The 26,383-nt window shown below is 64.0% G+C and carries 18 protein-coding genes; 16 read left to right on the top strand and 2 right to left on the bottom strand.

Annotated features, from left to right (window positions below; translation table 11 throughout):
* Positions 1 to 28 precede the first annotated feature (28 nt).
* Positions 29 to 526, bottom strand: coding sequence for an RDD family protein (locus AADW18_RS15960; protein WP_337344387.1), 498 nt, complete (start codon positions 524 to 526; stop codon positions 29 to 31).
* Positions 527 to 701: 175 nt separating this feature from the next.
* Between AADW18_RS15960 and xerD the strand changes: the two genes are divergently transcribed.
* From xerD to AADW18_RS15930, 6 genes are all read left to right on the top strand, one after another.
* Positions 702 to 1,655 (top strand): site-specific tyrosine recombinase XerD, encoded by a 954-nt coding sequence (gene xerD, locus AADW18_RS15955; protein WP_337344386.1) that lies wholly within the window; start codon positions 702 to 704, stop codon positions 1,653 to 1,655.
* Between the two features lie 38 nt (positions 1,656 to 1,693).
* Positions 1,694 to 2,134 carry a VOC family protein gene (locus AADW18_RS15950; protein ID WP_337344385.1) on the top strand — a complete coding sequence of 147 codons (441 nt, stop codon included), beginning with the start codon at positions 1,694 to 1,696 and terminating at the stop codon, positions 2,132 to 2,134.
* Positions 2,135 to 2,255: 121 nt separating this feature from the next.
* Positions 2,256 to 3,071: a thioredoxin fold domain-containing protein gene (locus AADW18_RS15945; RefSeq protein WP_337344384.1), complete on the top strand. Its 816-nt coding sequence runs from the start codon at positions 2,256 to 2,258 to the stop codon at positions 3,069 to 3,071.
* A gap of 137 nt (positions 3,072 to 3,208) precedes the next feature.
* On the top strand, positions 3,209 to 7,135 hold the full coding sequence (gene purL / locus AADW18_RS15940) for a phosphoribosylformylglycinamidine synthase (RefSeq protein WP_337344383.1): 3,927 nt from the start codon (positions 3,209 to 3,211) through the stop codon (positions 7,133 to 7,135).
* An 82-nt stretch (positions 7,136 to 7,217) separates the two neighbouring features.
* Positions 7,218 to 8,936 (top strand): type II secretion system ATPase GspE, encoded by a 1,719-nt coding sequence (gene gspE, locus AADW18_RS15935; RefSeq protein ID WP_337344382.1) that lies wholly within the window; start codon positions 7,218 to 7,220, stop codon positions 8,934 to 8,936.
* A gap of 254 nt (positions 8,937 to 9,190) precedes the next feature.
* Entirely contained in the window at positions 9,191 to 11,029 is a 1,839-nt protein-coding gene (locus AADW18_RS15930) for a family 43 glycosylhydrolase (RefSeq protein ID WP_337344381.1), read from the top strand.
* A gap of 214 nt (positions 11,030 to 11,243) precedes the next feature.
* Here the strand turns inward: AADW18_RS15930 and AADW18_RS15925 are convergent, their stop codons facing one another.
* Complete coding sequence (locus AADW18_RS15925; protein WP_337344380.1) at positions 11,244 to 16,967, bottom strand: ESPR-type extended signal peptide-containing protein; 5,724 nt, start codon at positions 16,965 to 16,967, stop codon at positions 11,244 to 11,246.
* A gap of 638 nt (positions 16,968 to 17,605) precedes the next feature.
* Here AADW18_RS15925 and AADW18_RS15920 point away from each other — a divergent pair.
* The 10 genes from AADW18_RS15920 (at position 17,606) to AADW18_RS15875 (ending at position 26,379) form a co-directional block, all read left to right on the top strand.
* Positions 17,606 to 19,375: a S8 family peptidase gene (locus AADW18_RS15920; RefSeq protein WP_337344552.1), complete on the top strand. Its 1,770-nt coding sequence runs from the start codon at positions 17,606 to 17,608 to the stop codon at positions 19,373 to 19,375.
* A gap of 127 nt (positions 19,376 to 19,502) precedes the next feature.
* Positions 19,503 to 20,720 (top strand): type II secretion system F family protein, encoded by a 1,218-nt coding sequence (locus AADW18_RS15915; RefSeq protein WP_337344379.1) that lies wholly within the window; start codon positions 19,503 to 19,505, stop codon positions 20,718 to 20,720.
* 86 nt (positions 20,721 to 20,806) lie between these two features.
* A complete protein-coding gene (gene gspG, locus AADW18_RS15910) occupies positions 20,807 to 21,241 on the top strand; it encodes a type II secretion system major pseudopilin GspG (protein ID WP_337344378.1) in 435 nt (144 codons plus the stop codon).
* Between the two features lie 184 nt (positions 21,242 to 21,425).
* On the top strand, positions 21,426 to 21,851 hold the full coding sequence (locus tag AADW18_RS15905; protein WP_337344551.1) for a GspH/FimT family pseudopilin: 426 nt from the start codon (positions 21,426 to 21,428) through the stop codon (positions 21,849 to 21,851).
* An 8-nt stretch (positions 21,852 to 21,859) separates the two neighbouring features.
* A complete protein-coding gene (locus tag AADW18_RS15900; protein WP_337344377.1) occupies positions 21,860 to 22,288 on the top strand; it encodes a prepilin-type N-terminal cleavage/methylation domain-containing protein in 429 nt (142 codons plus the stop codon).
* Positions 22,285 to 22,932, top strand: a complete 648-nt coding sequence (locus AADW18_RS15895; protein WP_337344376.1) for a prepilin-type N-terminal cleavage/methylation domain-containing protein — start codon at positions 22,285 to 22,287, stop codon at positions 22,930 to 22,932. The genes AADW18_RS15900 and AADW18_RS15895 overlap by 4 nt, the downstream gene beginning before the upstream one ends.
* The gene (locus AADW18_RS15890) at positions 22,929 to 23,789 is read left to right on the top strand and encodes a type II secretion system minor pseudopilin GspK (protein WP_337344375.1); all 861 of its coding nucleotides are present in this window, start codon (positions 22,929 to 22,931) and stop codon (positions 23,787 to 23,789) included. The genes AADW18_RS15895 and AADW18_RS15890 overlap by 4 nt, the downstream gene beginning before the upstream one ends.
* Positions 23,786 to 24,937: a PilN domain-containing protein gene (locus AADW18_RS15885; protein ID WP_337344374.1), complete on the top strand. Its 1,152-nt coding sequence runs from the start codon at positions 23,786 to 23,788 to the stop codon at positions 24,935 to 24,937. Before AADW18_RS15890 ends, AADW18_RS15885 begins: the two co-directional genes overlap by 4 nt.
* The gene (gene gspM, locus AADW18_RS15880; protein WP_337344373.1) at positions 24,918 to 25,589 is read left to right on the top strand and encodes a type II secretion system protein GspM; all 672 of its coding nucleotides are present in this window, start codon (positions 24,918 to 24,920) and stop codon (positions 25,587 to 25,589) included. The genes AADW18_RS15885 and gspM overlap by 20 nt, the downstream gene beginning before the upstream one ends.
* Positions 25,579 to 26,379 (top strand): hypothetical protein, encoded by an 801-nt coding sequence (locus AADW18_RS15875; RefSeq protein WP_337344372.1) that lies wholly within the window; start codon positions 25,579 to 25,581, stop codon positions 26,377 to 26,379. The genes gspM and AADW18_RS15875 overlap by 11 nt, the downstream gene beginning before the upstream one ends.
* Positions 26,380 to 26,383: the final 4 nt, after the last annotated feature.

The following is a 26,383-nucleotide window of genomic DNA, read 5'->3' as shown; positions in this document are numbered from 1 at the left end:
GGACGCCGCTCCTACAGAGATAGGTTTATCAGCTCTGTCGCTTAGGCATCCGGACCATCCGCGTCCCGCTGAGCCGGTCGTGAAACGTCAGCCTCTCCCGGTCCACCCACGCCCACCAGAAGCCCAGACCTCCGATCAGCGTGGAAAGCGTGGCAACCACAAAGCGCAGCCACAGCGCCCGCCAGCTGGCCGGGCTGCCATCAGCCGCCACCACTTTCAGTCGCCATGGACGCATGCCCAAGGTCTGGCCGCCACGACGCCAGCTGAGCACTGCATAGAGACCTGTCACGCCCCAGCACAGGAACCACAGCAGGATCTGCAGCGGGCTGAGCGGAGCGATGTTCTGGCGTGCGCCATGTCCCGCGAGGTAATAGCCGACCGTGAAGGCGGCGGAAATCAGCATCCACAGCGCCAATACCGGCCAGATGTCGTAGATCAACGCAAGCAAGCGCCAGCCGATCAAAGCTTTCCCCTGGCGTGATTCGGGGGGGCGAGGTTTTTCGACGGAAGGAGTGGTGGCTTTCATCGCGACAGGATAGCGTTTTGCCTCGATTCGGCACTGGTTGCGGGTAGTGCGACCGGATGCGCGGGAGGCGTTGTAGCATCGCGAGTGCACCGCAGTCGCGACGTCGCGCCGAGTGGAGCGACGGTTCGGATCAGCACCTGCCTGTCTGGCGGACCGCCGCGCTAAGCTTCGCTGGATGACCGCCAAAACTCCTGCCGAACGGCGTTTGCTCGCCAATGCTCTACCGCCCATACCGGATGCCGATGCTGCGGCGATTGCGTCCTTCCTGGACGCCATCTGGGCCGAGAATGGTCTGGCGCAGCAGTCGCTGGACGGTTATCGCCGCGACCTGGAAGGTTTCGCGCGGTGGCGCAATGCGAGCAAGGGCGGCCTGATCGATGCGAACCGGACGCTGCTGTTCGATTACCTCGCCTGGCGTACCCGCGAAGGCTATTCCCCGCGCAGCAACGCGCGCCTGCTGTCGTCACTGCGCGCGTTCTACGCATTGCTGGTGCGCCGGGGTCAGCGCGGCGATGACCCTACCGCGCTGCTGGATCCACCGAAGCTCCCGAGGTCCTTGCCCAAGGCGCTGACCGAATCAGAAATCGACGCCTTGCTGTCAGCGCCGGACACGGCGACACCGCTAGGATTGCGCAACCGGGCGATGCTGGAACTGATGTACGCCGCGGGCCTGCGCGTCAGCGAACTGGTCGATCTGCCGTCCACCGCGGTCAATCTGCGCCAGGGCGTGCTGCGAGTGACCGGCAAAGGCAGCAAGGAACGTCTGGTGCCGCTGGGCGAGGAATCGCAGCACTGGCTGGAAAAATACCTGGCTGGCGCGCGACCGGTGCTGGCCGGCAAGCGCAGCCTGGTTCCCTTGTTCATCGACCCTGACGGCCGCGCGCCGAGCCGGCAGTCGTTCTGGGGTCTGGTGAAGCGGTATGCAGGCGCCGCCGGCATCGATCCGGTACGCATCAGCCCGCATGGATTGCGCCACAGCTTCGCCACCCACCTGCTCAACCGCGGCGCCGATCTGCGAGCCCTGCAGTTGCTGTTGGGGCACAGCTCGCTATCGACCACGCAGATCTACACCCTGGTCGCGCGCGAGCACCTCAAGCAACTGCACGGTAAGCATCATCCGCGGGCATGATCGTGGGCAGGTTCTCTGGAACCACAACGGGAATTTACATGCCTGAAATCGTCGGCATCGACCACATCTACTTCACCGTAAGCAATCTGGCCCGCTCTGAAGCGTTCTACGACGTCGTGCTGGTGGACGTGCTCGGTTTCCGCAAAAGCGGAGCATTCCAGCTGGGCGACGATCCGCATGTCGGCTACTTCAATCGCCTGTTTGGCATCGTGCTGCGGCCGGCGCGATTCGCAATGCATCACCAACCTTATGCCCCCGGCCTGCATCACTTCTGCCTGCGGGTGGAGTCGCCGGACGACGTCCATGAGGCGGCAGAACGGCTCATCGCCGCCAGCATCGACGCCACGCCAGCGCGCCTGTGTCCGGAATATGCGGACGACTACATTGCGACGTTCTTTCAGGACCCGGATGGCATCCGACTGGAAGTGACCAATTTTCGGCGGGAGCGGCGCGAGCGCTCGCAGCAGTGGGAACGCTGAGCGCCGCCGGTGACAGCGCCGTTGCGAGCCAGTCAGCTCTGTGGGGACGGGTGTGCGAGAATTGCCGCACTCCACGTTACCCCCATGTTGCCGCCGCAGGCGGGACAGCACAGGAATTCCCATGATTCGTTCTCTCGCCGCCACCATGTTGGCTGTTGTTAGCCTTTCCGCCTGTGCCCAGGCGCCGCAAACTCCAGCGGCTACCAGCACCAAGCCGGCGGCCACCGCCACTGCGACGAAAGGCGGCGATTCGAACGAGCGCGCCCGTCAGGCGATCAAGTCGCTTAATCCGCAGATCACGGTGGATTACGTGGGCGCCGCGCCGCTGCCAGGGTTCCGGGAAGTCATCGCCGGCGGCCAATTGCTATATGTGAGCGACGACGGCCGTTATCTGATGCAGGGTGCGGTGCTCGACATCCAGGCGCAGCAGGATCTGATGCAGTCCAGTCCGGCACTGATGAAGTACCGCGTAGACCTGCTGAAGACGGTGCCGCAATCGGAACGCATCGTTTTCGCTCCGCCGAATACGAAGTACACCGTCAGCGTCTTTACTGATATCGAATGTGGTTACTGCCGCAAGCTGCACGGTGAGATCGCCGAGCTCAACAAGCTGGGCGTGGCCGTGGAATACCTGGCCTTCCCGCGTATGGGGTTGGGCAGCAAGGACCACAAGGACATGATTTCGGTGTGGTGCTCGTCCGATCGCAAGCGCGCGCTGACCGACGCCAAGGCGGGTAAGCAAGTCCCCGCCAAGGACTGCAAGAACCCGGTAACCATGGAGTACAACCTGGGCCAGCGCATCGGTGTCACCGGTACCCCGGCTATTTACGCTCCCGACGGCACCCAGCTGGGCGGCTACCTGCCCCCGCAGGCGCTGCGGGACGCCTTGGATAAGCTGGCCAGCAAGTCCGCCCAGACGGGTGCTGCCAGCAAGTAACGCGGAGAGTCCCCTTTTAAAGAGGGGCGTCCCGGCACGGGCGACGGGGATTTGCTCTTCCCGTCTCCCGTCTCCCGAATCATGGCCTTGCTACAATAGCGGGCCCCGTCTTGACGGCACGTACCCACGGTTCGGACATGATCGTCCTTGAAGGCCTGCCGGCCTTGTCGCAATTCCGCCGCGCGCGGCTCGAAAGCAAGCTCCAGTCCATCGTTCCGGCCGTCCGCATCAGCGGTGCCTGGCACGTCTATTTCATCGAACCCGAGCCCGGGGCCAGCCTGGACGACGCCACGCTGCGCCGCATCCTGCAGGCGCAGGCGGAGATCGCACCGGTGGAGTCCGGCGCGGTATCGCGGTTCGTGGTGCCGCGCCTGGGGACTTTGTCGCCTTGGGCCAGCAAGGCGACCGAGCTGCTGCGCGACGCGGGCTTGAAAGTGAAGCGTGTGGAGCGGGGGACCCGCATCGACCTGATCGGCGGCGGCGATGACGCTGCCTTGCTCAAGGCCTTGCATGACCCGATGACCCAGTCGTTGCTGGCAGCGCGCGAACAGGCCGCGGCGATGTTCGCGGTTCCTGCGCGTGGCGCCCTGGAGCGCATCGCGCTGAGCGACCTGGAATCAGCCAACCGCCGCCTGGGCCTGGCGCTGGCCGAGGACGAGATCGAATACCTGCGCGCCCGTTATGGCGAACTTGGCCGCGATCCGTCCGACGTCGAACTGATGATGTTCGCGCAGGCCAATTCCGAACACTGCCGCCACAAGATATTCAACGCATCGTGGACCATCGACGGCAAGGATCAGCCTAATTCGCTGTTCCGCATGATCAAGCACACCCATGCGCAAACGCCGCAATACACGCTGTCGGCGTACAGCGACAATGCGGCTGTGCTGGAAGGCTACCCGGCCGCGCGCTTCCGCCCGGATGGCAGCGGCCACTACCGCAGTGAAACAGTGCAGGACTCGGCGTTCTGCATCAAAGTCGAAACACATAATCATCCAACCGCCATCGCGCCTTTTCCGGGTGCCAGCACCGGCGCTGGTGGCGAAATCCGCGACGAAGGTGCGACCGGGCGCGGCGGTAAGCCAAAAGCCGGACTGACCGGTTTCACGGTTTCGCACCTGCGTATTCCCACGCTACCGCAGCCATGGGAAGCGGACCGCGCGTTGAACCCGCGCATGGCGCCCGCGTTGGAAATCATGCTGGACGGGCCGCTCGGCGGCGCCGCGTTCAACAATGAATTCGGTCGCCCCAATCTGCTGGGCTACTTCCGCAGCTTCGAACTTTCGCAAGGCAACGACCCAGCCGGCACTCAGCTGACCCGCGCCTACGACAAGCCCATCATGCTGGCCGGCGGTCTCGGTGCCATCGACCGCGTACAGGTGGAGAAGAAGCGGCTCTCGCCGGGCGATGCCGTGATCGTGCTGGGCGGACCGGCGATGCTGATCGGCCTGGGCGGTGGCGCCGCCAGTTCGGTGGCTTCCGGCGACAGTGCCGAAGACCTGGATTTTGCCAGCGTGCAGCGCGACAACCCGGAAATGGAGCGGCGCTGCCAGGAAGTGATCGATCGTTGCGTGGCGATGAGCGAGAACAATCCCATCCTGTGGTTCCACGACGTAGGCGCGGGCGGCTTGTCCAACGCGATTCCGGAGTTGCTGCACGACTCCGGCGTGGGCGGTGTAATCGACCTGGACAAAGTGCCCAGCGACGATCCTTCGCTGTCGCCGATGCAGTTGTGGTGCAACGAATCGCAGGAACGCTATGTGCTGGGCGTGCCACAGGCGCGTCTGGCGGAATTCGCCGATATCTGCGCGCGCGAGCGCTGCCCGTTCGCGGCGGTGGGTGTTGCGACGGCTGAGGAACGGCTGGTCGTGGGATATGGAGCGACGGCTGATTCCCTTCTCCCGGGGGGAGAAGGAAAAACGCTTCACCCCATCGACATTCCCATGGATGTTCTCTTCGGCAAGGCGCCGAAGATGCATCGCGACACGCGTCACCCGCCGGCACCGTTATGGCCGTCGTTGGAAACCGCGGGGCTGGATCTGCATGAAGCGGGTCTGCGTGTGCTGTCGCATCCTTCGGTGGCGAGCAAGCAATTCCTGATCACCATTGGTGACCGCAGCGTCGGTGGCCTGACCGCGCGCGACCAGATGATCGGTCCTTGGCAGCTGCCGTTGGCCGATTGCGCCATCACCTTGTCCGGCTTCGAAGGCTATGTCGGCGAAGCCATGGCGATTGGCGAACGCACGCCGATCGCGTTGCTGGATGCTGGCGCCGCTGCACGCATGGCAGTAGGCGAGGCCATCACCAATTTGTGCGCGGCGCCGGTGGAGTCGCTGGAGCGCATCAAGTTGTCGGCCAACTGGATGGCAGCCGCCAATCATCCGGGCGAAGACGCATTACTGTTCGACGCCGTCAAAGCCGTGGGCATGGAACTGTGCCCCGAGATCGACGTCAGCATCCCGGTGGGCAAGGACTCGCTGTCGATGCAGGCGCAATGGCAAGCAGGAGATGCGGCGCAGAAGTCGGTATCGCCGGTATCGCTGGTGATAACCGCGTTTGCACCGGTGACCGATGCGCGCACGCAGCTGACGCCGCTGTTATCTCGCGAAGAAGACAGCGATCTGTGGTTGATTGGTTTGGGCGCAGGCAAGAAGCGCCTCGGTGGTTCGGTACTGGCGCAGTGCTATCCGCAAGCCAAGCGCGAAGGCGCGTTGCCTGCTTTCGCGGGCAGCGACGCGGATGACAGCGTCCCGGACTTGGACGATCCGCAACGCCTGCGCGATTTCTTCGCGCTGATCCGCGACGCGCGGGAAGCCGGCCTGCTGCTGGCCTATCACGACCGCAGCGATGGCGGTGCTTTCGCCACGCTGTGCGAAATGGCGTTCGCTTCCCACTGCGGCTTGGATATCAACCTGGACGGGTGGGGCGATGACCCCTTCCGCACGCTGTTTGCCGAAGAACTGGGCGCGGTGGTGCAAGTGGCGGCGGAAGACCGCCCGGCGTTCGCCGATCTGGTGGAACGCCATGCTCTGACCGAATGCGCACAGCGCATCGCGCGTCCCACCACGGCGCCGACCATCCGCGTGCAACAGGACGGCGAACAGCTGACGCAGTGGCATTGGGAAGAGCTGTTCGATGCCTGGTGGTCGGTCACCCACGCCATGCAGAAACTGCGCGACAACCCGGAATCCGCCGACGAAGAGCGCGAAGCCACGCGCCGCTTCACCGCTCCGGGGCTGAAGCCGAAATTGGCGTTCGATCCGGCCGAAGATATCGCCGGGCCGTTCATCGCCAGTGGGCGCAAGCCGAAGGTGGCGATCCTGCGCGAACAGGGCGTCAACGGCCAGATCGAAATGGCCTCGGCGTTCACCCGTGCCGGTTTCGACGCCTTCGACGTGCATATGAGCGATCTGCTTTCCGGTCGGGTCGTGCTCAAGGATTTCAATGGCATCGCCGCCTGCGGCGGATTCAGCTACGGCGATGTACTCGGTGCGGGTCGCGGCTGGGCAACCTCGGTGCTGGAACATAGCGGCTTGCGCGATGCTTTCGCCGAATTCTTCGCCCGTGACAATACGTTCGCGCTGGGCGTCTGCAACGGTTGCCAGATGCTGAGCCAGCTGAAGGACATCATCCCGGGTGCGACGCACTGGCCGCGCTTCCTGCGCAACCGCAGCGAACAGTTCGAGGCCCGTACCTCGCTGCTGGAAGTGGTGGAATCGCCATCGATCTTCCTGCGCGGCATGGCCGGTTCGCGTATTCCCGTGGCGGTGGCGCACGGCGAAGGCCGCGCCGAATTCGACAACGCGGTGGATCAGGTAGCCGCACGCGTATCGTTGCGCTATATCGACGGAGACGGCAACGTCGCCGCCCATTACCCCAGCAATCCCAACGGTTCGCCCGACGGCATCACTGGCCTGACCAGCGAGGACGGCCGCGCCACCATCATCATGCCGCACCCGGAACGCACCCCGCGCAGCGTCAACCTCAGCTGGCATCCGGCCGATTGGCCGGAAGAATCGCCCTGGCTGCGGATGTTCCGCAATGCGCGGGTATGGGCGGGGTGAAGGGAGTAATGTGCGCTATGCGCACGCTACGAGGCCGCAACCGCCGACCTGCTAAAGTCGGCGCTCTCCAAGGAGGACCGAAGTGAACACAGCCGTTCTGGATACCGGTACCCTCGCTGGCGCTGATGAACGCGTGGTCGACGCGCTGCTTGCCAAGGGCCGTCTGAAGGAAGCCGACCTCGGTCGAGCGCGTCGCCTGCAAGAAGAAACCGGCGGCAGTTTGCTGTCGCTGCTGTCGCGGCTGGGTTTGGTCTCCGAGCGCGACCACGCCGAAACGGCCGCCGAAGTGCTGGAACTTCCGCTGGTCAGCGCGAAGGATGCACCGGATGCGCCGCCGGAATCGGTGACGCTGTCGCTGCGCTTTCTCAAGCAGTTCCATCTGTGTCCTGTCGATGAGGACGAGTACCACATCGATGTGCTGATGGCCGACCCTCAGGACGGTTACGCGATAGATGCGGTGCAATTGGCGACGGGGCGACAGGTGCGGCCCCGGGTGGCGCTGCGTTCGGAAATCGACGACCTGATCGAACGCTATTACGGCCAGGGCCGCAGTGCGATGGGGGCGATCGTCGAGAACGCCGATGGCGAAACGGTCGGCGACATGGACGATGTCGAACACCTGCGTGACCTGGCTTCCGAGGCGCCCGTCATTCGCTTGGTCAACCTGGTGATCCAGCGCGCAGTGGAGCTGCGTGCTTCCGACGTGCACATCGAGCCTTTCGAGAACCGCCTGAAAGTGCGCTACCGCGTCGACGGCGTGCTGGAAGAGGGCGAGAGCCCGCCGGCCAACCTGACCGCGGCGGTGATCAGCCGCATCAAGATCATGGCCAAGCTCAATATTGCCGAACGCCGCCTGCCGCAGGACGGCCGCATCATGTTGCGGGTGCAGGGCAAGGAGCTGGATCTGCGCGTATCCACGGTGCCTACCGCGCACGGCGAATCGGTGGTGATGCGTCTGCTGGACCGCGAAACCGTGGTGTTCGATTTCAAGCGGCTGGGCTTCACCGACGCGTTCCTGCCGCAATTCCAGAAAGTGCTGGAGCAGCCCCACGGCATCCTGTTGGTCACCGGTCCCACCGGCTCAGGCAAAACCACCACGCTCTACACCGCACTGAGCAAGCTCAACACCAGCAACGTCAAGATCATCACCGTCGAAGATCCGGTGGAATACCAGATCGAAGGCATCAATCAGATCCAGGCCAAACCGCAGATTGGGTTGGATTTTGCGAATGCGCTGCGCAGCATCGTGCGACAGGATCCCGACATCATCATGATCGGCGAAATGCGCGACCTGGAAACCGCGCGTATCGCCATCCAGTCGGCATTGACGGGTCACTTGGTGCTGTCCACGCTGCACACCAACAACGCGGCCGGCGGCATCACGCGCATGCTGGACATGGGCGTCGAGGATTATCTGTTGACCTCCACGGTCAACGGCATCCTCGCCCAGCGGCTGGTTCGCAAGCTGGAGCCCACTCATGCCGAACGTTACCCGGCGTCGCCCGAGGAAATCGAGAAATTCAGTCTGCGCCGGTTCCAGCCCGAGGGCGAAATTTCCCTGTTCCGGCCGCGCGGTTCCGCCATCGCCCCCACGGGATATCTGGGCCGCACCACCATCGTCGAATTCCTGGTGATGAACGATGAACTGCGGCGCGCGGTGATGCGGCATGCCGGTATGGGCGAACTGGAACAACTCGCCCGCCAATCCGGCATGCGCACCATGTACGAGGACGGCATCATCAAGGCGCTGGCCGGTGAGACGACCATTGAGGAAGTGCTGCGGGTGACCGAGGACGCTTAGTGGAAAGCGGGAAGCCGGAAAGCCTCTGTTTTTCCTCCCCCCGTAGCCCCCTTTGTTAAAGGGGGCAAAAGCGAAATGCTTTTGCCGCTTCCCGCTTCCCGCTTCCCGCTTCCCGCTTCCCGCTTCCCTTCGCTGCACTGCGTCTTTCCCGCAGGCGCGCTCTGGGAAATACTCGCCGTGAAATCGTTTTCATGGGGCGGGTCATGGGCGGAATCCGGTGCGGGAGATGGGTGTGTTCCGTAGGGCTTTTGGCGATGAGTTGGGTCAGTAGCGCGACTGCTAGCGAATCCGCAGCCAAGGTTGAACCCGGCAGGCGCACCTACGCCAATCCGGTTGATATCGACTACCGCTACAACTTCGAACAACTCAACGTCGGTATTTCTTACCGCACCGGCGCAGATCCGGTCATCGTCCGCCATGGCGACGCGTATTACTTGTTCCAGACCTTGGCGGACGGGTATTGGCGTTCGACCAACCTCATTGATTGGACTTTCATCGCGCCGAATCGCTGGCCGTTCGAGAGCATGGTGGCGCCAGCTGCAATCTCCGATGGCGATCGCCTGCTGCTGATGCAATCCATGTTCACACCCGGCGCGGTGTTGATGACGCGCGATCCCGAGCACGGCCAGTTCGATTTTCTGACCCGGAAGCTGCCGAAGCTGCCTAATTCGGTACCGCCGGGCTTGGATCGCGATCTACTGCCTTGGCGCGTGGGCGAGCCGCAGCCTACTGCGATTCCTCCAGGCCCATGGGACCCAGCGTTCTTCAAGGACGACGACGGGCGCTGGTATTTGTACTGGGGATCGTCCGATACCTTTCCGCTTTACGGCATCGAACTGGATATGCGCGAGGGCATGCGCTATGTCGGTGAGCCGCGGGCGTTGATCGCACTGCAGCCCGAGCGGCACGGCTGGGAGCGTTTCGGACAGGACCATCGCGGCGCCACGCTCTCCAACGGCAAACCGGCCGGTAACTACATGGAAGGCGCCTGGATGAACAAAGTCGGTGGCCGCTATTACCTGCAATACGGCGCGCCCGGCACCGAATACAACGCCTATGCGACCGGCGTCTACGTCGGCGACGACCCGTTGGGACCGTTCGAATACGCGCCGTACAACCCGGTCGGATACAAGCCCGGCGGGTTCGTCCACGGGGCGGGCCACGGCTCCACGTTCCAGGATGCGCATGGCAACTGGTGGAACACCGGTACGCCGTGGCTGGGTTACAACTGGACCTTCGAGCGCCGCATCGCGATGTTTCCCGCGGCCTTCGGCCAGGACGGCCAGATGTCGGTGTCCACGCGCTTCGGCGATTTCCCGCACTACATGCCGGAAGGGCCAAACGAAAATCCCGAACGATTGTTCACTGGCTGGATGCTGTTGTCATATCGCAAACCGGCAACTGCATCATCCACGCTGGAGAAATCCGGCGCGGTGAGCTTCTCCGCAGAGAATGTCACCGACGAAAATCCGCGCACCTTCTGGGTCGCCGCGCACAACGAGCCCGGTCAAACACTGACACTGGATTTGGGCGCGGCCAAAACGCTGCGCGCGGTGCAAGTGAACTTCGCTGACTATCAATCCGCGCGCTACGGCGATGCTGATGACATCTATACCGAATTCGCACTGCAATCCTCGCTCGATGGAAAGCAGTGGGTGCCATTGGCCGACACCGGCCCGCAACGCCGCGACCGGCCCAATGCCTACTTCCCGTTGCCGTCGCCGGTACGCGCCCGTTATGTGCGCTACGTACATGGACACGTAGGTGCGGCGCATCTGGCGATCAGCGACCTGCGCGTATTCGGCAACGCAGGTGGGAAGAGACCTGCCGTACCGTCCGGTGTCGCCGCGGTGCGCGACAGCGATCCTCGGGCCATGGTCGTGCGTTGGCGTGAGGTATCCGGTGCGGTCGGCTACAACGTGCGCTGGGGTATCGCGCTTGACCGGTTGAATTCCACTTATCAGGTCTTCGCCGATCAAGGCACGCGACTGGAGTTGCGGGCACTGAATGTTGGCGTGCGCTATTTCGTGGCGGTCGAAGCTTTCGATGAGAACGGCGTATCGGCTTTGAGCAAGGTGGTCGCGGTTCCCTGAGAAGGATGCGATGGCATTCTCCGAGCAACCCATTGAGACGAGAATCGGCTCTACAAAAGAACGGATGAATTCCTAAGGGAGCGACGTGAGTCGCGACCGGAAACATCAACGTCGCGACTCACCAATGCCGGCATGCCGGCACCATTCCCACAAGGACGCTACGCCGACACAGGCAGGGCCAGGCACCTGCCTGGCCCTGCCGTCGTACCTTCCGTTACAGGTCGATACCAAAACCCACGCCTGCCGACTTTTCATCGCCGCTGAACGCACCGCCGATACTGAACGATGCTCGCTCGCCAATCGGCTTGGCGTAGCCAACCGACAGTGCGTTCTCGCCGTTCTGCCAGCCGGCACCCACGGCGACGCGCCCGCGTGGACTGCGGCTGCCAGCGGCGTTGATCGCCATGTTCAACATGGCTGAGCTCATGGCGCCCATCTTGTCCAGGCGCTGGTCCTGTCGCGAGAAGCGGCGGTCGACGTCATTGCGAAATGCGTTGAAGTCGTCTTCCAGCGCCAGCACCTTGAAATCGGTGTAGGCGTTGGCGCTGGTCAGCGTCTGCGTGGCGGCGTTGTCGGTGTAGGCTTGCGCGTTGCTGAGCGTGGCAGCATCCCCGGCATCGGCATAGCTGGACGCAGCGGCGGGTACGTCGCCCTCCGCATTCGCAGCCACCGCTTGTTGACTGGTATGGGCCGGCTCGGAGGAAGCATCCGTCGTTGCCACGTTTGCATTGCTGGCGCTTTGCCCGTTCTGCGAGGCGCTGCTGTTGGCCGCCACCCTGGCTTGACTTGCTTGCGCGGGCGGCGACGCCGCGGTATCGAACTTGCCGAACAGTTCCGTCAGCTTGGCATCGACAGCCGTGAACGCCGCACCGACGTTGTTGTAGGCATTGCCTTGGATCGAATAGCTCGGCGCGATAAAGACGCCGCCGGAGAAGCTGGCACCTCCACCCAGCGCGGTAGCTGTGAAGCTGAGCTGCGACAGATTCACCGCATCCGTGGCTTCGGTAGCCGCGGCCACGTTGACGATCTGTCGCTCGCTGCCACTGTCGCCCACTGAGACGCTGTCTGCGCGATCGCTCCACGAATTGGCACCAATCGCCACGCTATTGGCGGCTTCCGCAACCGCATTGACACCCAACGCCACGGTTTCATCGCCATCGGCGTAACTGTTGTGACCGACCGCGGTGCTGTATTCACCGGTGGCCCACGCACCGTTGCCGAAAGCGGAGCCGCCCGTGCCGGTAGCGCGGGTGTTGATAAGGCCGAAGAACGTCGTGCCGCCTACGGCGGTGCTTTCTTCGCCGGCCGCGGCCGTGCCTTCACCGACCGCGGTTGCGCCGCTTCCTGAAGCGTCGGCGCCGTAGCCGAATGCTGACGAGAAGTCGCCACCGGCACTGCTGTAACCGCCGACCGTGGTGGACGCCAGCCCGGCGGCATCGCTGCGGAAACCGACTGCCGTGGCCTGCGTGTTGGAAGCGCTGGCCTCCGTACCGATGGCCGACGCATAAGCGCCGCTGGCGTTGGCACCGGTGCCCGTCGCGGTCGCGCCGATCTCGGTAGCCTTCGCGCCGGCACCCAGAGCGGTCGCATCGTCGCCGGTGGCTTCCGTGCTGGCGTAGACCGGATTGCCATCCTCATCGAGCACCGGGTTGCCCTCATCGTCGAATAGCTGGCGTTGTCCTCCGACGGCAGTTGAGCCAGCGCCAGTGGCCTGCGCCGCCGAGCCATTGGCGACGCTGTTATCGCCACTGGCGACAGAATTGAAGCCGGTCGCGCTGCTGTATTCGCCCAGTGCAAAAGCACCCGAACCGGTCGCGGTTGCACCCGTGCCTTCGGCGCGGCTGGCCGACCCCGAAGCGGTCGCATAGTCGCCCGAAGCCACGGCATCATCCGTACCGTCGTCGGCACCATTGGCCTTGAAGTAACGCGAATCGGCCGTGGCTTCCTGCAATTGATCCAGGTTCACTGCGTCCGTGCCTTCGGTGCCGGCGGCGACGTTGGCGATCTGGCGTTCGTTGCCTTCGCTGCCGACCGACACCGTGTCTTCGCGATCCGCGACCGAATCACCGCCAATGGCGACGCTGTTGTCGGCGATTGCCGAAGCGAAATTACCAAGTGCGACCGCATTGAACGCAGGCGTGTACGCACCGCCACCCACCGCGACGGAGAAGTTGCCGGAAGCTTCGGTGGGTAATAAGCCGAATAGCGCACCACCTATCGCGACGCTATTGTTGCCACTGGCGATCGAGTTGGAACCCAATGCTGTGGAATCGAAATTGCTTGCTACCGCGCCGAAACCCAGCGCCGTCGCGCTGTCGGAAGTGGCTTCGGCCCCATAACCAAATGCCGATGCGCCGAACGCTGAAGCACTGCTATAGCCGCCGACGCTGGTCCCGGCAATACCGGCGGCATCGCTACGGAAACCCACCGCGGTCGCTTGTGTATCCGACGCGCTGGCCTCGGTACCCAATGCCGTGGAATACGCACCGGAAGCATTCGCGCCCGCACCGGTCGCGGTCGCACCGATCTCGCTGGCGACCGCACCGGCACCCAACGCCGTCGCATCATCACCGGTTGCTTCCGTGCTGGCATAGACCGGGTTGCCGTCTTCATCGAGGATCGGATTGCCTTCGTCGTCGAACAGCTGGCGCTGTCCGCCGATGGCGGTCGAGCTTGCGCCGGTAGCTTGCGCCGCCGAACCATTGGCAACGCTGTTATCGCCACTTGCAACGGAATTGAAGCCGGTCGCCGTGCTGGATTCACCGAGTGCAAAAGCACCCGAACCGGTCGCGGTTGCACCCGTGCCTTCGGCGCGGCTGGCCGAACCGGAGGCGGTCGCATACTCACCCGAAGCCACGGCGTCATCGGTACCGTCATCGGCACCATTCGCCTTGAAGTAACGTGAGTCGGCCGTTGCTTCCTGCAACTGATCCACGTTCACTGCATCGGTGCCTTCGGTGCCGGCCGCGACATTGGCGATCTGGCGTTCGTTACCTTCGCTGCCAACGGAAACCGTATTGTCGCGATCGGCCACCGAGTTGGCGCCCAGTGCAACGCTGTCGTCGCCGAAGGCACTGCTGTAGTAACCCACCGCAGTGCTGTTGTCACCGCTGGCCCAGCTTTCAGCTCCTAGTGCCGTCGCGTTGTCGCCCGGCGCATAGGAGAAGAAGCCGAGCGCCGTGCTTTCGAGTCCCGACGCTTCCGCCAGGCTGCCGGCCGCCGTGCTGTAGTCGCCCGCCGCAATGGCGCCTGCACCGAAGGCCGCCGAACTCAATCCGCTCGCCCGGGTGTACACCAGGATGCCGAGGCCGGGAATAAGGTCCGCCGGTCCGCCGACGGCGACGCTGTAGTCGCCGGTTGCGCCACTGGCATGGCCGAAGCTCGAAGCGTATTCGCCGGTGGCGACGCTGCCGTAGCCGAAGGCTGAACTTGACTCGCCGCTGGCTTCGCTAAGCACGCCAACAGCGGAACTTCCCAATGCGGATGCCAGGCTACCTGAGCCGACGGCTGTCGCGCCCAGTCCCGAGGCCACCGTATTGACAGTGATCGGATTGCCGTCGGCATCGAAGGCATCCACCTGTCCGCCGATAGCGATACTGGAAGTGCCGCTGGCTTCCGCCGCCGAGCCATTGGCGACGCTGTTATCTCCACTTGCAACGGAGTTGAAGCCGGTCGCACTGCTGTATTCGCCCAGTGCAAAAGCACCCGAACCGGTCGCGGTTGCGCCCGTGCCTTCGGCGCGGCTGGCCGACCCCGAAGCGGTCGCATAGTCGCCCGAAGCCACGGCATCATCCGTACCGTCGTCGGCACCATTGGCTTTGAAGTAACGCGAATCGGCCGTGGCTTCCTGCAGCTGATCCACGTTCACCGCATCGGTGCCCTCAGTGCCAGCAGCTACGTTGGCGATCTGGCGTTCATTGCCTTCGCTGCCGACCGACACCGTGTCTTCGCGATCCGCGACCGAATCACCGCCAATGGCGACGCTGTTGTCGGCGATTGCCGAAGCGAAATTGCCGAGCGCGACCGCATTGAATGCCGGCGTATACGCGCCGCCACCCACCGCGACGGAGAAGTTGCCGGAAGCTTCGGTCGGCAACAGGCCGAATAGCGCACCACCTATCGCGACGCTGTTGTTGCCACTGGCGATCGAATTGGAACCCAATGCCGTGGAATCGAAATTGCTTGCTACCGCGCCGAAACCCAGCGCCGTCGCGCTGTCGGAAGTGGCTTCGGCCCCGTAACCAAACGCCGATGCGCCGAACGCTGAAGCACTGCTATAGCCGCCGACGCTGGTCCCGGCAATGCCGGCCGCATCGCTACGGAAGCCCACCGCGGTGGCTTGTGTATCCGACGCGCTGGCCTCGGTGCCCAACGCCGTGGAATACGCACCGGAAGCATTCGCGCCGGCGCCGGTCGCGGTCGCACCGATCTCGCTGGCGACCGCACCGGCACCCAACGCGGTCGCATCGTCACCGGTTGCTTCCGTGCTGGCATAGACCGGGTTGCCGTCTTCATCGAGGACCGGGTTGCCTTCGTCGTCGAACAGTTGGCGCTGTCCGCCGATGGCGGTCGAGCTTGCGCCGGTAGCCTGCGCTGACGAGCCGTTAGCGACACTGTTATCGCCATTGGCTACGGAATTGAAACCGGTCGCGGTGCTGTATTCGCCCAACGCGAAAGCACCCGAACCGGTCGCGGTGGCGCCGGTACCTTCAGCCACGCTGGCCGAACCCGAAGCGGTCGCATAGTCGCCTGAAGCAACGGCGTCATCCGCGCCGTCATCGGCACCATTCGCCTTGAAGTAACGTGAGTCGGCGGTGGCTTCCTGCAACTGATCCAGGTTCACCGCATCGGTGCCTTCGGTGCCGGCCGCGACATTGGCGATCTGGCGTTCATTGCCTTCGCTGCCGACGGAAACCGTGTCTTCGCGATCGGCGATTGAATCGCCACCGATGGCGACGCTGTTGTCGGCGATTGCCGAAGCGAGATTGCCAAACGCGCTGGCATTGACGCCGGCCGCCCACGCACCGCCACCGACCGCCGTGGAAAAGTCGCCCGATGCTTCGGTGGGCAACAAGCCGAGCAGCGTTCCACCCAGGGCCACGCTGTTGTAACCACTGGAGATCGCGCCTGACCCCAGCGCCGTGCTATCGCCGCCACTTGCCTCCGCGCCATAACCGAAGGCCGCATCGAAGTCGCCGGTGGCTTGACTGAACCCACCGAATGCCGATGACGCCACGCCGGATGCCGCGCTGTTGTGGCCGGCGGAAATCGACTGGAGTCCGGAAGCCGAAGACCCATTGCCGAATGCGGAAGAGAATCCGCCGGTCGCGGCGCTGCCTGTGCCGATGGCGGTGGTCGAAGCGCCGGAAGCTTCGCTGCGATAGCCAACCGCCGTGGATGCATTGCCCGAAGCGATCGACTCGGTACCCACGGCAGTGCTGTTGCCGCTGCTGGCCTCGCTGTAACTACCGACGGCGATAGCGCCCTCGCGAGTGGCTTCGCTCTGGTAACCCAATGCGGTGGCATTCGTGCCAGTAGCTTCGGCGTAGCCGCCGACCGCGGTGGCACCGGTCTTGTTGGCAACGCTCTTATAGCCCACCGCGACGGCATTGCGTCCCGATGCGTTCACGTCATCTCCGCAGGACACCGCGTTCTCGCCCGGTTTGCCGCCGACGATCGGACGGCCTTTGGCATCTACGCAGTGGCTTGCATTCGGACCGTTCTTTGGCTGCTGCGGATGGTTCTTGTCCTTGTCGTATGCGCCTGCCGAGGCGATCGAGAATGCGCCGCAGACCGCCAGCGTCAATGCAGCGATACCGAATCGCTGGCGGGTACGCCGGGTGGTGCCGGCGCTACCGTGCGAGCGCTTTGCGAATTCGGATGCGACAACCAGCATGCCGAGCGACCGATTCCAAACCTTGCTGTAGATCCTGTTCATGAATTACGTCCTTCGCGTTGGTGTTCGGGGGAATGCAGCGGCACCCAGCTCCTTGCGGAGTCGGGGCAAGTTTCGTAACGGACTTCAGGAGGTGGTGCAGCGATCCGCGCGGCGTTGAATCGCGCGCGATCGGCGGTGGCACAAGGAGTCTCCGGACACGGGTGAGGTCCGGCAGAGTGAAACGAGAAAAGTAAAACGAGCGCGGGAATCCCACCGCTCTTCGATCGAAGAGGCGCCGATTGGAAAGACGAGATATCGCAAACGAATCAATGAAGAAAAAGTGGCACTACCGACTGCGTCCCGCATCCGTTTCCCCTTCCCCGAGGTGATGCCAAAAAACTCCGTGTGGATCAACACTACATGTGCGCAGTGGCATTTGCGAGTGGATTTGCTACGTTAGGCGCGTCAGTTCTTCGCAGCTGTTTTCAAGGGGTTAACGACGCGTCAACGTCGTGTGTAGACCGCGTGAAGATATGACGGTGCAGGTAAATACAGATACCTGATCCTGTTGCATGAAGTGGGGCGTGCAAGTGTTTGAGCCACGAGGTTTTGGTGCACAGACACGTGCGCTTTTTTCTTTTCCTGTCAGACACGGAGTATGTCAAGTGAATCCTCAGAACCTCAGTAATCGCAAGCGCATGCATGTCTTGTTCTCCGCTATCGCCGTCGGCCTGGCGATCGCCACATCCAGCGCGGTTGCGCTGGCCGGCGAGCCCAATACCGCAGGGCTGCGCGACGGAGGAAGCTACGACCGCTTCATCGTGAAATACCGTGACGGCAGCGCGGCGAGCGCCACCAACGCCACGTTGCAACGTTCTCTGGTCTCGGCGATTTCCGGCGCCGGCCTGGGTGCATCGGCCAACGGGCGCTCAGCCGTGGCTACCAGCAAACTGCGCAGCCTGGCGATCGGTGCCGAAGTGATCCGCACTTCTCGCAAGCTCGATCGTGTGGAAGCGGAGAGCCTGATACGGCAACTTGCCGCTGATCCGAACGTGGTCTATGCGGAGGTCGATGCGCGCCGCACGCGCAACCTGGTGCCCAATGACACCTACTACAACCAGTATCAATGGCACTTCAAGGATCCGGTCGGCGGCATCAACCTGCCGACAGCGTGGGATAAAGCAACGGGCGCCGGCGTGGTAGTGGCGGTGATCGATACCGGCATCACCCCGCACACCGACCTGGCTGCCAACATACTGCCGGGCTACGACTTCATCAGCGATACGTTCGTCTCGCGCGATGGCGACCTTCGCGATGCAAATCCGCTGGACGAAGGCGACTGGAACCCCGTGGCCGACGAGTGTTATCCCGGATCGCCGGTTCAAGACAGCAGCTGGCACGGCACGCACGTGACCGGCACCATCGCCGAAGTCACGAATAACGCCAAAGGCATGGCAGGCGCAGCCTTCGACGCCAAGGTCGTTCCGGTGCGCGCATTGGGACGCTGCGGCGGCTATACCTCGGATATTTCCGATGCGGTGATCTGGGCTTCGGGCGGCAGCGTCGCGGGCATACCCGCCAACGCGAATCCCGCCGAGGTCATCAACCTCAGCCTGGGCGGCAGCGGCGCTTGCAGCCAGGCCGAACAGGCCGCGTTCAATATTGCGCTGGCCAATGGATCCACCGTGGTGGTGGCGGCAGGCAATGAAGCCGACGACGCAGCCGATTACTCGCCCGCCAGTTGCAGCGGCGTGATCGCGGTGGGCGCGACGCGCATCACCGGCGGCATCACCTCCTATTCCAACTATGGATCGGTGGTGGATATTTCCGCGCCTGGCGGCGGCGGTAGCGTGGACGGCAATCCCGGTGGTTACGTCTGGTCAGCCGGCAATGCAGGAACCACGGTTCCCACCACCGAGACGTATTTCGGCATGGGTGGAACGTCGATGGCTTCACCGCACGTGGCAGCCGTCGTGGCGCTGATGCAAAGCGTCGCCGAGACACCACTGACGCCCGCGCAAGTGTTGTCGACGTTGAAGGCAACCGCGCGCCCGTTCCCGGTAGCGCCACCCGCGAATCGGCCGATCGGCGCGGGCATCGTCAATGCATCGGCGGCGATCGATGCAGTACTGGGTGGGGAGCCGCCCACTGCAACGCCATTGACCAACAACGTCGCCGTGGGCGGCAACACAGGCGCGAAGAACGCGGAGATCAAATACGCGTTGGTGGTTCCCGCCGGCGCCACGCAACTGTCCTTCATCAGTTTTGGCGGCAGCGGTAATGCCGATCTTTATGTGAAGTTCGGAAGCGAAGCCGGTAGCGCGAGTTACGACTTCCGTTCGGCGCGGCCCGGTAACAACGAGACCGTCAATATCGCCAATCCCCAAGCCGGCACCTACTACGTAACATTGGTGGGCAAGACCAAGTTCAGCAACGTCAGCATCCGCGGCAGCTTCACCGCCCCGTAGGCATTTCCGATGAGATTGCCCCGCCTCCCGGTATCCGGGAGGCGGGGATTGTGCAGGAAGCACGACGCGGATGGCGCAGGCACTTGGTTCTGCGGTAGTTTGGCGTCCCTTGGCTCCGAGAGTCCGCATGCCGCTGTACCGCTACAAAGCCCTGAACCCGCGCGGCGAAGTCATGGACGGCCAGATGGAGGCTGCCAGCGACACCGAGGTCGTGTCGCGGCTGCAGGAGCAGGGCCATCTGCCAGTGGAAACCAAGCTGGCGGCCGACGCCGGTGGTGTCGGGAACTGGCGCAGGTTGTTCCAGCCCAATGCATTCGCCGGCGACCGGCTGGTGCAGTTCACTCAGCAACTGGCGACATTGCTCGGCGCGGGGCAACCGCTGGACCGCTCGCTGTCCATCCTGCTCGATCTGCCGGAAGACACCAAAGCCAAAGGCGTGCTGACCGATATCCGCGATGCGGTACGCGGCGGCGCGCCACTGTCGACGGCGCTGGATCGCCAGCACGGCATTTTTTCGCGGTTGTACATCAACATGGTGCGCGCGGGCGAGGCGGGCGGCAGCCTGCATGACACCTTGCAGCGGCTCGCCGATTACCTGGAGCGCAGCCGTGCGTTGAAAGGGCGTGTGGTCAATGCGCTGATCTATCCCGCCATCCTTGTCGTTGTCGTCGGCTTTGCGTTGCTGTTCCTGATGGGCTACGTGGTGCCGCAGTTCGCGCTGATGTACGAGAGCCTGGATGTGGAGCTGCCATGGTTCACCCGCGGCGTACTCGCGCTGGGCCTGTTCGTGCGCGACTGGTGGTTCCTGCTGGTGGGAGTGCCTGCACTGGCGGGGTGGTGGTTCGATCGCAAGCGGCGTGATCAGGCCTTCCGTGACCGCTTCGATGCGCGGCTGCTGACATTCAATTTCATTGGCTCATTGATAGCCAAGCTGGAAACCGCGCGACTGGCGCGTACCTTGGGCACCTTGCTGAAGAACGGGGTGCCGCTGCTGAGCGCTTTGGGCATTTCGCGCAATGTGCTGGGCAACCGGGCGCTGTCCGCGGATGTGGAAGCGGCAGCCGAAGACGTCAAGAATGGCCATGGCCTGTCGTCCTCGCTGGCGAAGGGAAAGCGCTTCCCGCGCCTGGCGCTACAGATGATCCAGGTGGGCGAGGAATCCGGCGCGCTCGACAGCATGCTGCTGAAAACCGCCGACACGTTCGAACGCGAAACCGCGCAGGCGATGGACCGCATGCTGGCCGCCCTGGTGCCGCTGATCACCTTGGTCTTGGCGACCGTCGTGGGGTTGGTCATCATTGCGGTGCTGGTGCCGCTGTACGATCTGACCAACGCCATCGGTTGACCACGAGCACGCCGCCAGTCTTTGGCCAGAACAAACTGTTCAGAAGCTCACGCCCACACTATCGAGATTCCACAAGGACCCCCGCGATGCGCCTTTCCCGCTCCCTGACCCGTTCGCCGTCCCCCGCCGCGCAAAGCGGCATGAGCCTGCTGGAGATCATTATCGTGATCGTCCTGATCGGCGCGGTGCTCACGCTGGTAGGTAGCCGGGTTCTGGGTGGCGCGGATCGCGGCAAGGCCAATCTGGCGAAATCGCAAATCCAGACACTGTCCGGCAAGGTGGAAAATTACCAGCTGGACACCGGTCGTCTTCCCAGCCAGCTGGAAGACCTGGTGACCCAGCCAGGTGGCGCGGCTGGATGGTTGGGCCCCTATGCCAAACCGTCCGAGCTGAAGGACCCCTGGGGCAACGATATTCAGTATCGCGTGCCAGGCGAATCGCAATCGTACGACCTGCTCAGCTTGGGCAGGGACGGCAAGCCCGGCGGCGACAGCGTCGACGCCGACATCAGAAACGAGTGACCGTGCCGGCGAACAGACAGATGCCGGCCGTGAGCGCCGGATCGATTCCACTGCACGGTAGTCGGGAACGGCAGGTGAAGGCATGCGTTTGGCAGCAGCGCCACAGCTGAATTCCGGATTGGGCGGGCGCTCGCCGAGCGCGCGTTTCCTCCCGAGACGCGTGCATGGTGTCTCGCTGCTGGAGATGCTGCTGGTGGTCGCATTGATCGCTATCGCCAGCACCTTGGCGGCGATGGTTTTGACCGGCGGACTGAACGGCATGCGGCTGCGAACGGAAGCGAAGGAAATCGCCGCGGAGCTCCGCTATACCCGCGCGCAGGCGCTCGCCACCGGCCGGCCGCAGCGTTTCACCATCGATCCACAGGCGCGCCGCTGGCAGGCACCGAACGACCACCGCGGCACCATTTCCGAATCGCTGGACATACAGTTCACCGGTGCACGGCAGGCGCAGGCGCGGGCCGGCGAAGGCGGCATTCTTTTCTTCCACGACGGCGGCTCCACCGGCGGCCGCGTACGCCTGAGCGCGAAGACGGCATCGTGGGTGGTGGATGTGGGCTGGTTGACCGGTGAAGTGCGAGTGATGCGAGATTCCGCGGTGGCTGCGCCATGAGCTCCACCATGCACGGTCTTCCCCGCCGGCAGCGCGGTTTCACTTTGATTGAAGTCATCGTGGCGTTCGCGCTGCTGGCTTTGGCGCTGACGCTGCTGTTGGGCACCTTGTCCGGCGCCGCGCGGCAGGTACGCGCGGCGGATGATGTCAGCCGTGCCAGTTTGCACGCGCAGTCGCTGTTCTCGCAGCTGGGTGTCGTCGAAGTCTTGCAGCCGGGTCACAGCGAAGGCGAGTTCGAAGAAGGTCGCTATCGCTGGTCCTTGGATATCGCACCGTACACCGATCCTCTGGCGCCCGGCGCCATCATCGATCCGTCCGCGTCGCGATTGCTGGAATTGCAACTGGTCGTACGCTGGGGTGAGGCCGCCGGTCAGGCGCAGCGCTGGCAGACCCTGCGGCTGGCGCCGCCTGATCCGAATCAATCGGCGCTGCCATGAGCCGGCACGCGCGCGGTTTCACCTTGATCGAAGTCCTGCTGGCCACGGTGTTGCTGGCGGCGGGACTGGCGCTGGCATTCGCCACGCTTCGTGCGTCCACGACGATGGTCGGCCGCGGCGAGGCCATCGCGCAACGCAACGAACGTATGCGGGCGGTAGAAGGGTTCTTGCGCCAGCGGCTGGCCACGGCACAACCCATCGTGTTCGCCACCGATCCCAGTAACTTGCGGCAATCGCGCTTTGTCGGCGCGCCGCAACGCATGCGCTTCGTCTCCGATCTTCCCGACTATCTCGGCCGCGGCGGTCCCTATCTGCACGATCTCTCCGTCGATGCCGATGGCCGGTTGTCGATCGCATTCTCCATCGTGCAACCGGGCAACACGCGCACCTTGGACGAAGTGACGGGCGCGGATCCGGAGCGATTGGCCGATCGTATGAAGGCGGTGCGTTTCCGGTATCGAGGACTGGACCAGGAGAACCGGCTCGGCGAATGGCAGGACAGTTGGAACAATGTCGAGGTATTGCCGCTGCAGGTGGCGGTGGAACTGCAATCCGATGACGGCAGGCATTGGCCGCCCGTCATCGTCACTCTGGCTCGCAGCGAAGGCGGCGCGGGCAGTGGGCTTCCTCCGGAGGCGCTATGAGAGCCGGTTCGCGATCCCATGGCGCGGCGCTGTTGCTGGTGCTTTGGTTGGTGGCCTTGCTGACCGCACTGATCGGTGCATTCGCGCTGACCGCGCGAGTAGAGGCCATGCAGGGCCGCGTCGTCAGCCGTGGCGCGGTGGCGCAGGAAGTGGCGCGCGCCGGCGTCGAATACGCCCTGGTGCGCTTGGCGGACAGCCGCCCAGAAACCCGCTGGTTGCCTGACGGCCGTTCTTATCGCTGGCCGTACGCGGGCAGCACAGTGGAGATAAACATTGTCGACGAGACCGGCAAGGTCGATCTCAACCAGGCGGACCAACCATTGCTTTCGCAGTTGATGCAGGCGGTAGGAGTGCCGCGCGAACAGGCCGAACCGCTGTCGGCGGCGATCGTCGATTGGCGCGATCCCGATCCGTTGACACAGCCTGCAGGAGGCGCGGAAGACCCCGACTATGAGTCGGCGGGGCTGGAATACGGCGCCAAGGACGCCGCTTTCGAAACCGTGGCTGAAGTGGAACAAGTGCTGGGAATGACGCCGGAAATCTATGCGCTGGTGGCGCCCTACCTCACCCTTTATTCGGGCCGTGTAATGCCCGATACCACCTATGCGCCTGCCGCGGTGTTGACCGCGATGGGCCAGGATCCCGCCCAATGGCTGGAGCAGCGGCAGGCGGCCGGCGTCGCCGGACAAAACCAGCTCGTAGGCTCCGGCAGCGGCACGTATAGTATCGAGAGCCGCGCAACGCTGGCGGAAGGACGAGAAGCGGTATTACGGACAGTGGTACGGGCAGGTGGCAATCCCACGTTGGGGTCTGCCTACACGGTACTGCGTTGGGAGGAGGGGGCAGCACCACAATGAGCACTCTGCGCGACAGCATCGATTGGTTCCGTTCCCGCGTGGGACCGGGGCCGCGCAGTTTTCTGGCGTGGTGGTCGGATGCGTTGGCGTCCTGGTTGCCGCTCCGCTGGCGGGTGCTGCTCGGACTCACGCAGGATCGCTTGCTGATCCTGCGGTTGGATAACGAACTCCACTTGCGCTGGCAGGAAGCTCATCAATTGCGCGACGTCGCGCAGATCCCCGCTCCTATAACCAGCGAAGAACTACGGGGCCTGTTGAGCCGCCGTTTGGCGGAATTGCCGCGCTGGTTGCTGTTGCCAGCGGAAAGCGTGTTGCACCGGCGATTGCTGCTGCCCGCCGCGGCTGCCGAACGCCTGCGCGATGTAGTGCGATTCGAACTGGATCGGCAGACGCCGTTCACCGCGGATCAGGTGTGCTTCGACGCGCGCATCCTCGAGCGCCGGGAAGATGGCCAGCTGGAAACGGAACTGGTGGTGGTGCCGCGCGCTCGTTTCGATGTCGCGCTGCAGGCGCTGGAGCCGCTCTCCGCCGATCTGGTGGGTGTCGATGTCGCCGGTTTCGACGGCCAGCCGATGGGTGTCAACCTGCTGCCTGCCGAATCGCGCCACGCCGGCCGTGCCCCGCATCGCGGGTTGCATTGGGTATTGGCATCCGTCGCTGTGGTGGCATTGGTGTTCGCAGGTTGGCTGATGCTGGACAACCGCCGTGCGGCGGCCGAAGCGTTCGAAGCACAGATGGAAAGCCGCTCGGCGGAAGCGCGGCGGGTATCGGCCAAGCGTCAACAGCTGGTCGAGTTGACCCAGGGCGCGATCACCTTGGATCAGGCGCGTGCCAGCCGTCCCACCACGGTGGAAGTGCTGGAGGAGGTCACGCGCCGGTTACCCGACAACACTTATCTGGAGAAGCTCTCCATCGAAGGCCAGCGCCTGCTGCTGATTGGTCTGAGTCCTGAGGCCTCTGGACTGGTCGCTCGCCTGCAAGATTCCGCACTTTGGCGCAATCCGGCGCTTAGCGGCGCCCTGCAACCGGATTCCCGCAGCCGCCTGGACCGATTCACCATGACGGCCGAACTGATCGGCACGACCGCGGCCGCAGCGCCGGCTCCCACCGCGCCTGCAGGAGACGCCAGTGGCGCAGGCGATCGCTAAGCGGGACCGCTGGTTGGCGCTGGGGCTGTTGCTGGCAGTGCTGGCATTGGCCTATCTGGTATTGGTGCATCCCTGGTGGACGGCGCCAATGCTGGAAACCAATGAACGCATCGCCGCATTGCGGGAACGCGATCTGCGCATGCGCACCCAGTTGCGGCAAGCGCCGCAGATCGAGCGCTTGCTGGCCGAAGCAGTGGCGCAACAGGCGCAACGCCCCGGGTTCCTGCCCGAACCCACGGTGGAGCTGGCAACCGCCGGTTTGGTGCAACGATTGGAAGCGGTGGTCAAAGAGGCCAGCCCGGGTAATCGTAGTTGCGCCATCAGCAACCAATCCCCTTTGTCGCTGCCGGGCCGTGATGCGCTTACGCGGGTGACCGTGCAGGTACGCCTGCGCTGCGGCACACCGGAACTGGCCTCGGTGCTGCATCAACTGGAATCCGAAAGCCCACGGCTGTTTGTCGATAACTTCAACGTGCTGGCCCAGCGGTACGCGTACATGGCCGCGGTGGAAGGTGGCGCGGGCGGGCTGGATGTCAGCTTCGATCTGTATGGTTTTCTGAAGCCTACCGGCGTTGCCGCACCTGGCGACGGCGCGGGAGCTTCCACTTCAGGGCCCGCTCTGCCGGCACCGGGAGTTGAACGTGCGCCCTGACGCCTTCGGTCCGCGAACCTGGCTGTTGGCCGCGGTTGCCGGTTGGGCGGTGCTGCTCGCGCTATTGGCGCTGTTTGGTCTGGCCGGCCGTATTACGCCCATGGCTGACGATCCGGCGCTGGTACAGGCGCTGCCCAAGCTACCGGCGCCTGCGCCGGAACGGCTGGGCCCGTTGAACCAATACGCGGATATCGCCGCTCGCCCGCTGTTTTCGGAAAACCGGCAGCCGCAACCGTTCTATATCGGAGGCAAGGAAGAGGCCGTCGCCGCTGCCCCCGCGAGTTTCGATTGGGTGCTGACCAGTGTGCTGATCACGCCGAAGTTGAAGCTGGCCATTCTGCAAACGCCGCAGGGAGGCGAGGGCGTTCGCGTGAAGATAGGCGAAGAACTTACCGGACAATCCGGATGGCGGCTGGCGGAGCTGCAGCCGCGAAGCGCGGTGTTCGAAGGGCCGGGAGGTCGCCGTGCCCTGGAGCTGCGGGTATTCGACGGCAAGGGTGGGGTTCCGCCCACGCAGGTGAGAGCCGCGGCGCCGCCAGCGGCGATACCGCCTGGCGCGGCGCGGGTGACCGGAGGGCCATCGGCACCGGTACCGGTAGCACCCAACGTTCCGGTAACCGCCCAGAACCAGCCGCCATCGGAGGCGGCGGCGCCGGCACCTCCGCAAAGTACAGAAGAACAGATGGAAGCCATCCGCAAACGCATCGAAGCCCGCCGTGCCCAAATGCGCCAGCAGCAAGGCCAACCCACTCCACCGCCGCCGCCGGCAGCGCCGGACACCACCCAGTAGAGAG

The organism is Pseudoxanthomonas sp. CCNWLY206-1 (genome assembly GCF_039710385.1).
Lineage (GTDB): Bacteria > Pseudomonadota > Gammaproteobacteria > Xanthomonadales > Xanthomonadaceae > Pseudoxanthomonas_A.
The sequence above is the reverse complement of the archived record's forward strand: the minus strand, read 5'-3'. Positions and strand labels throughout refer to the sequence as shown.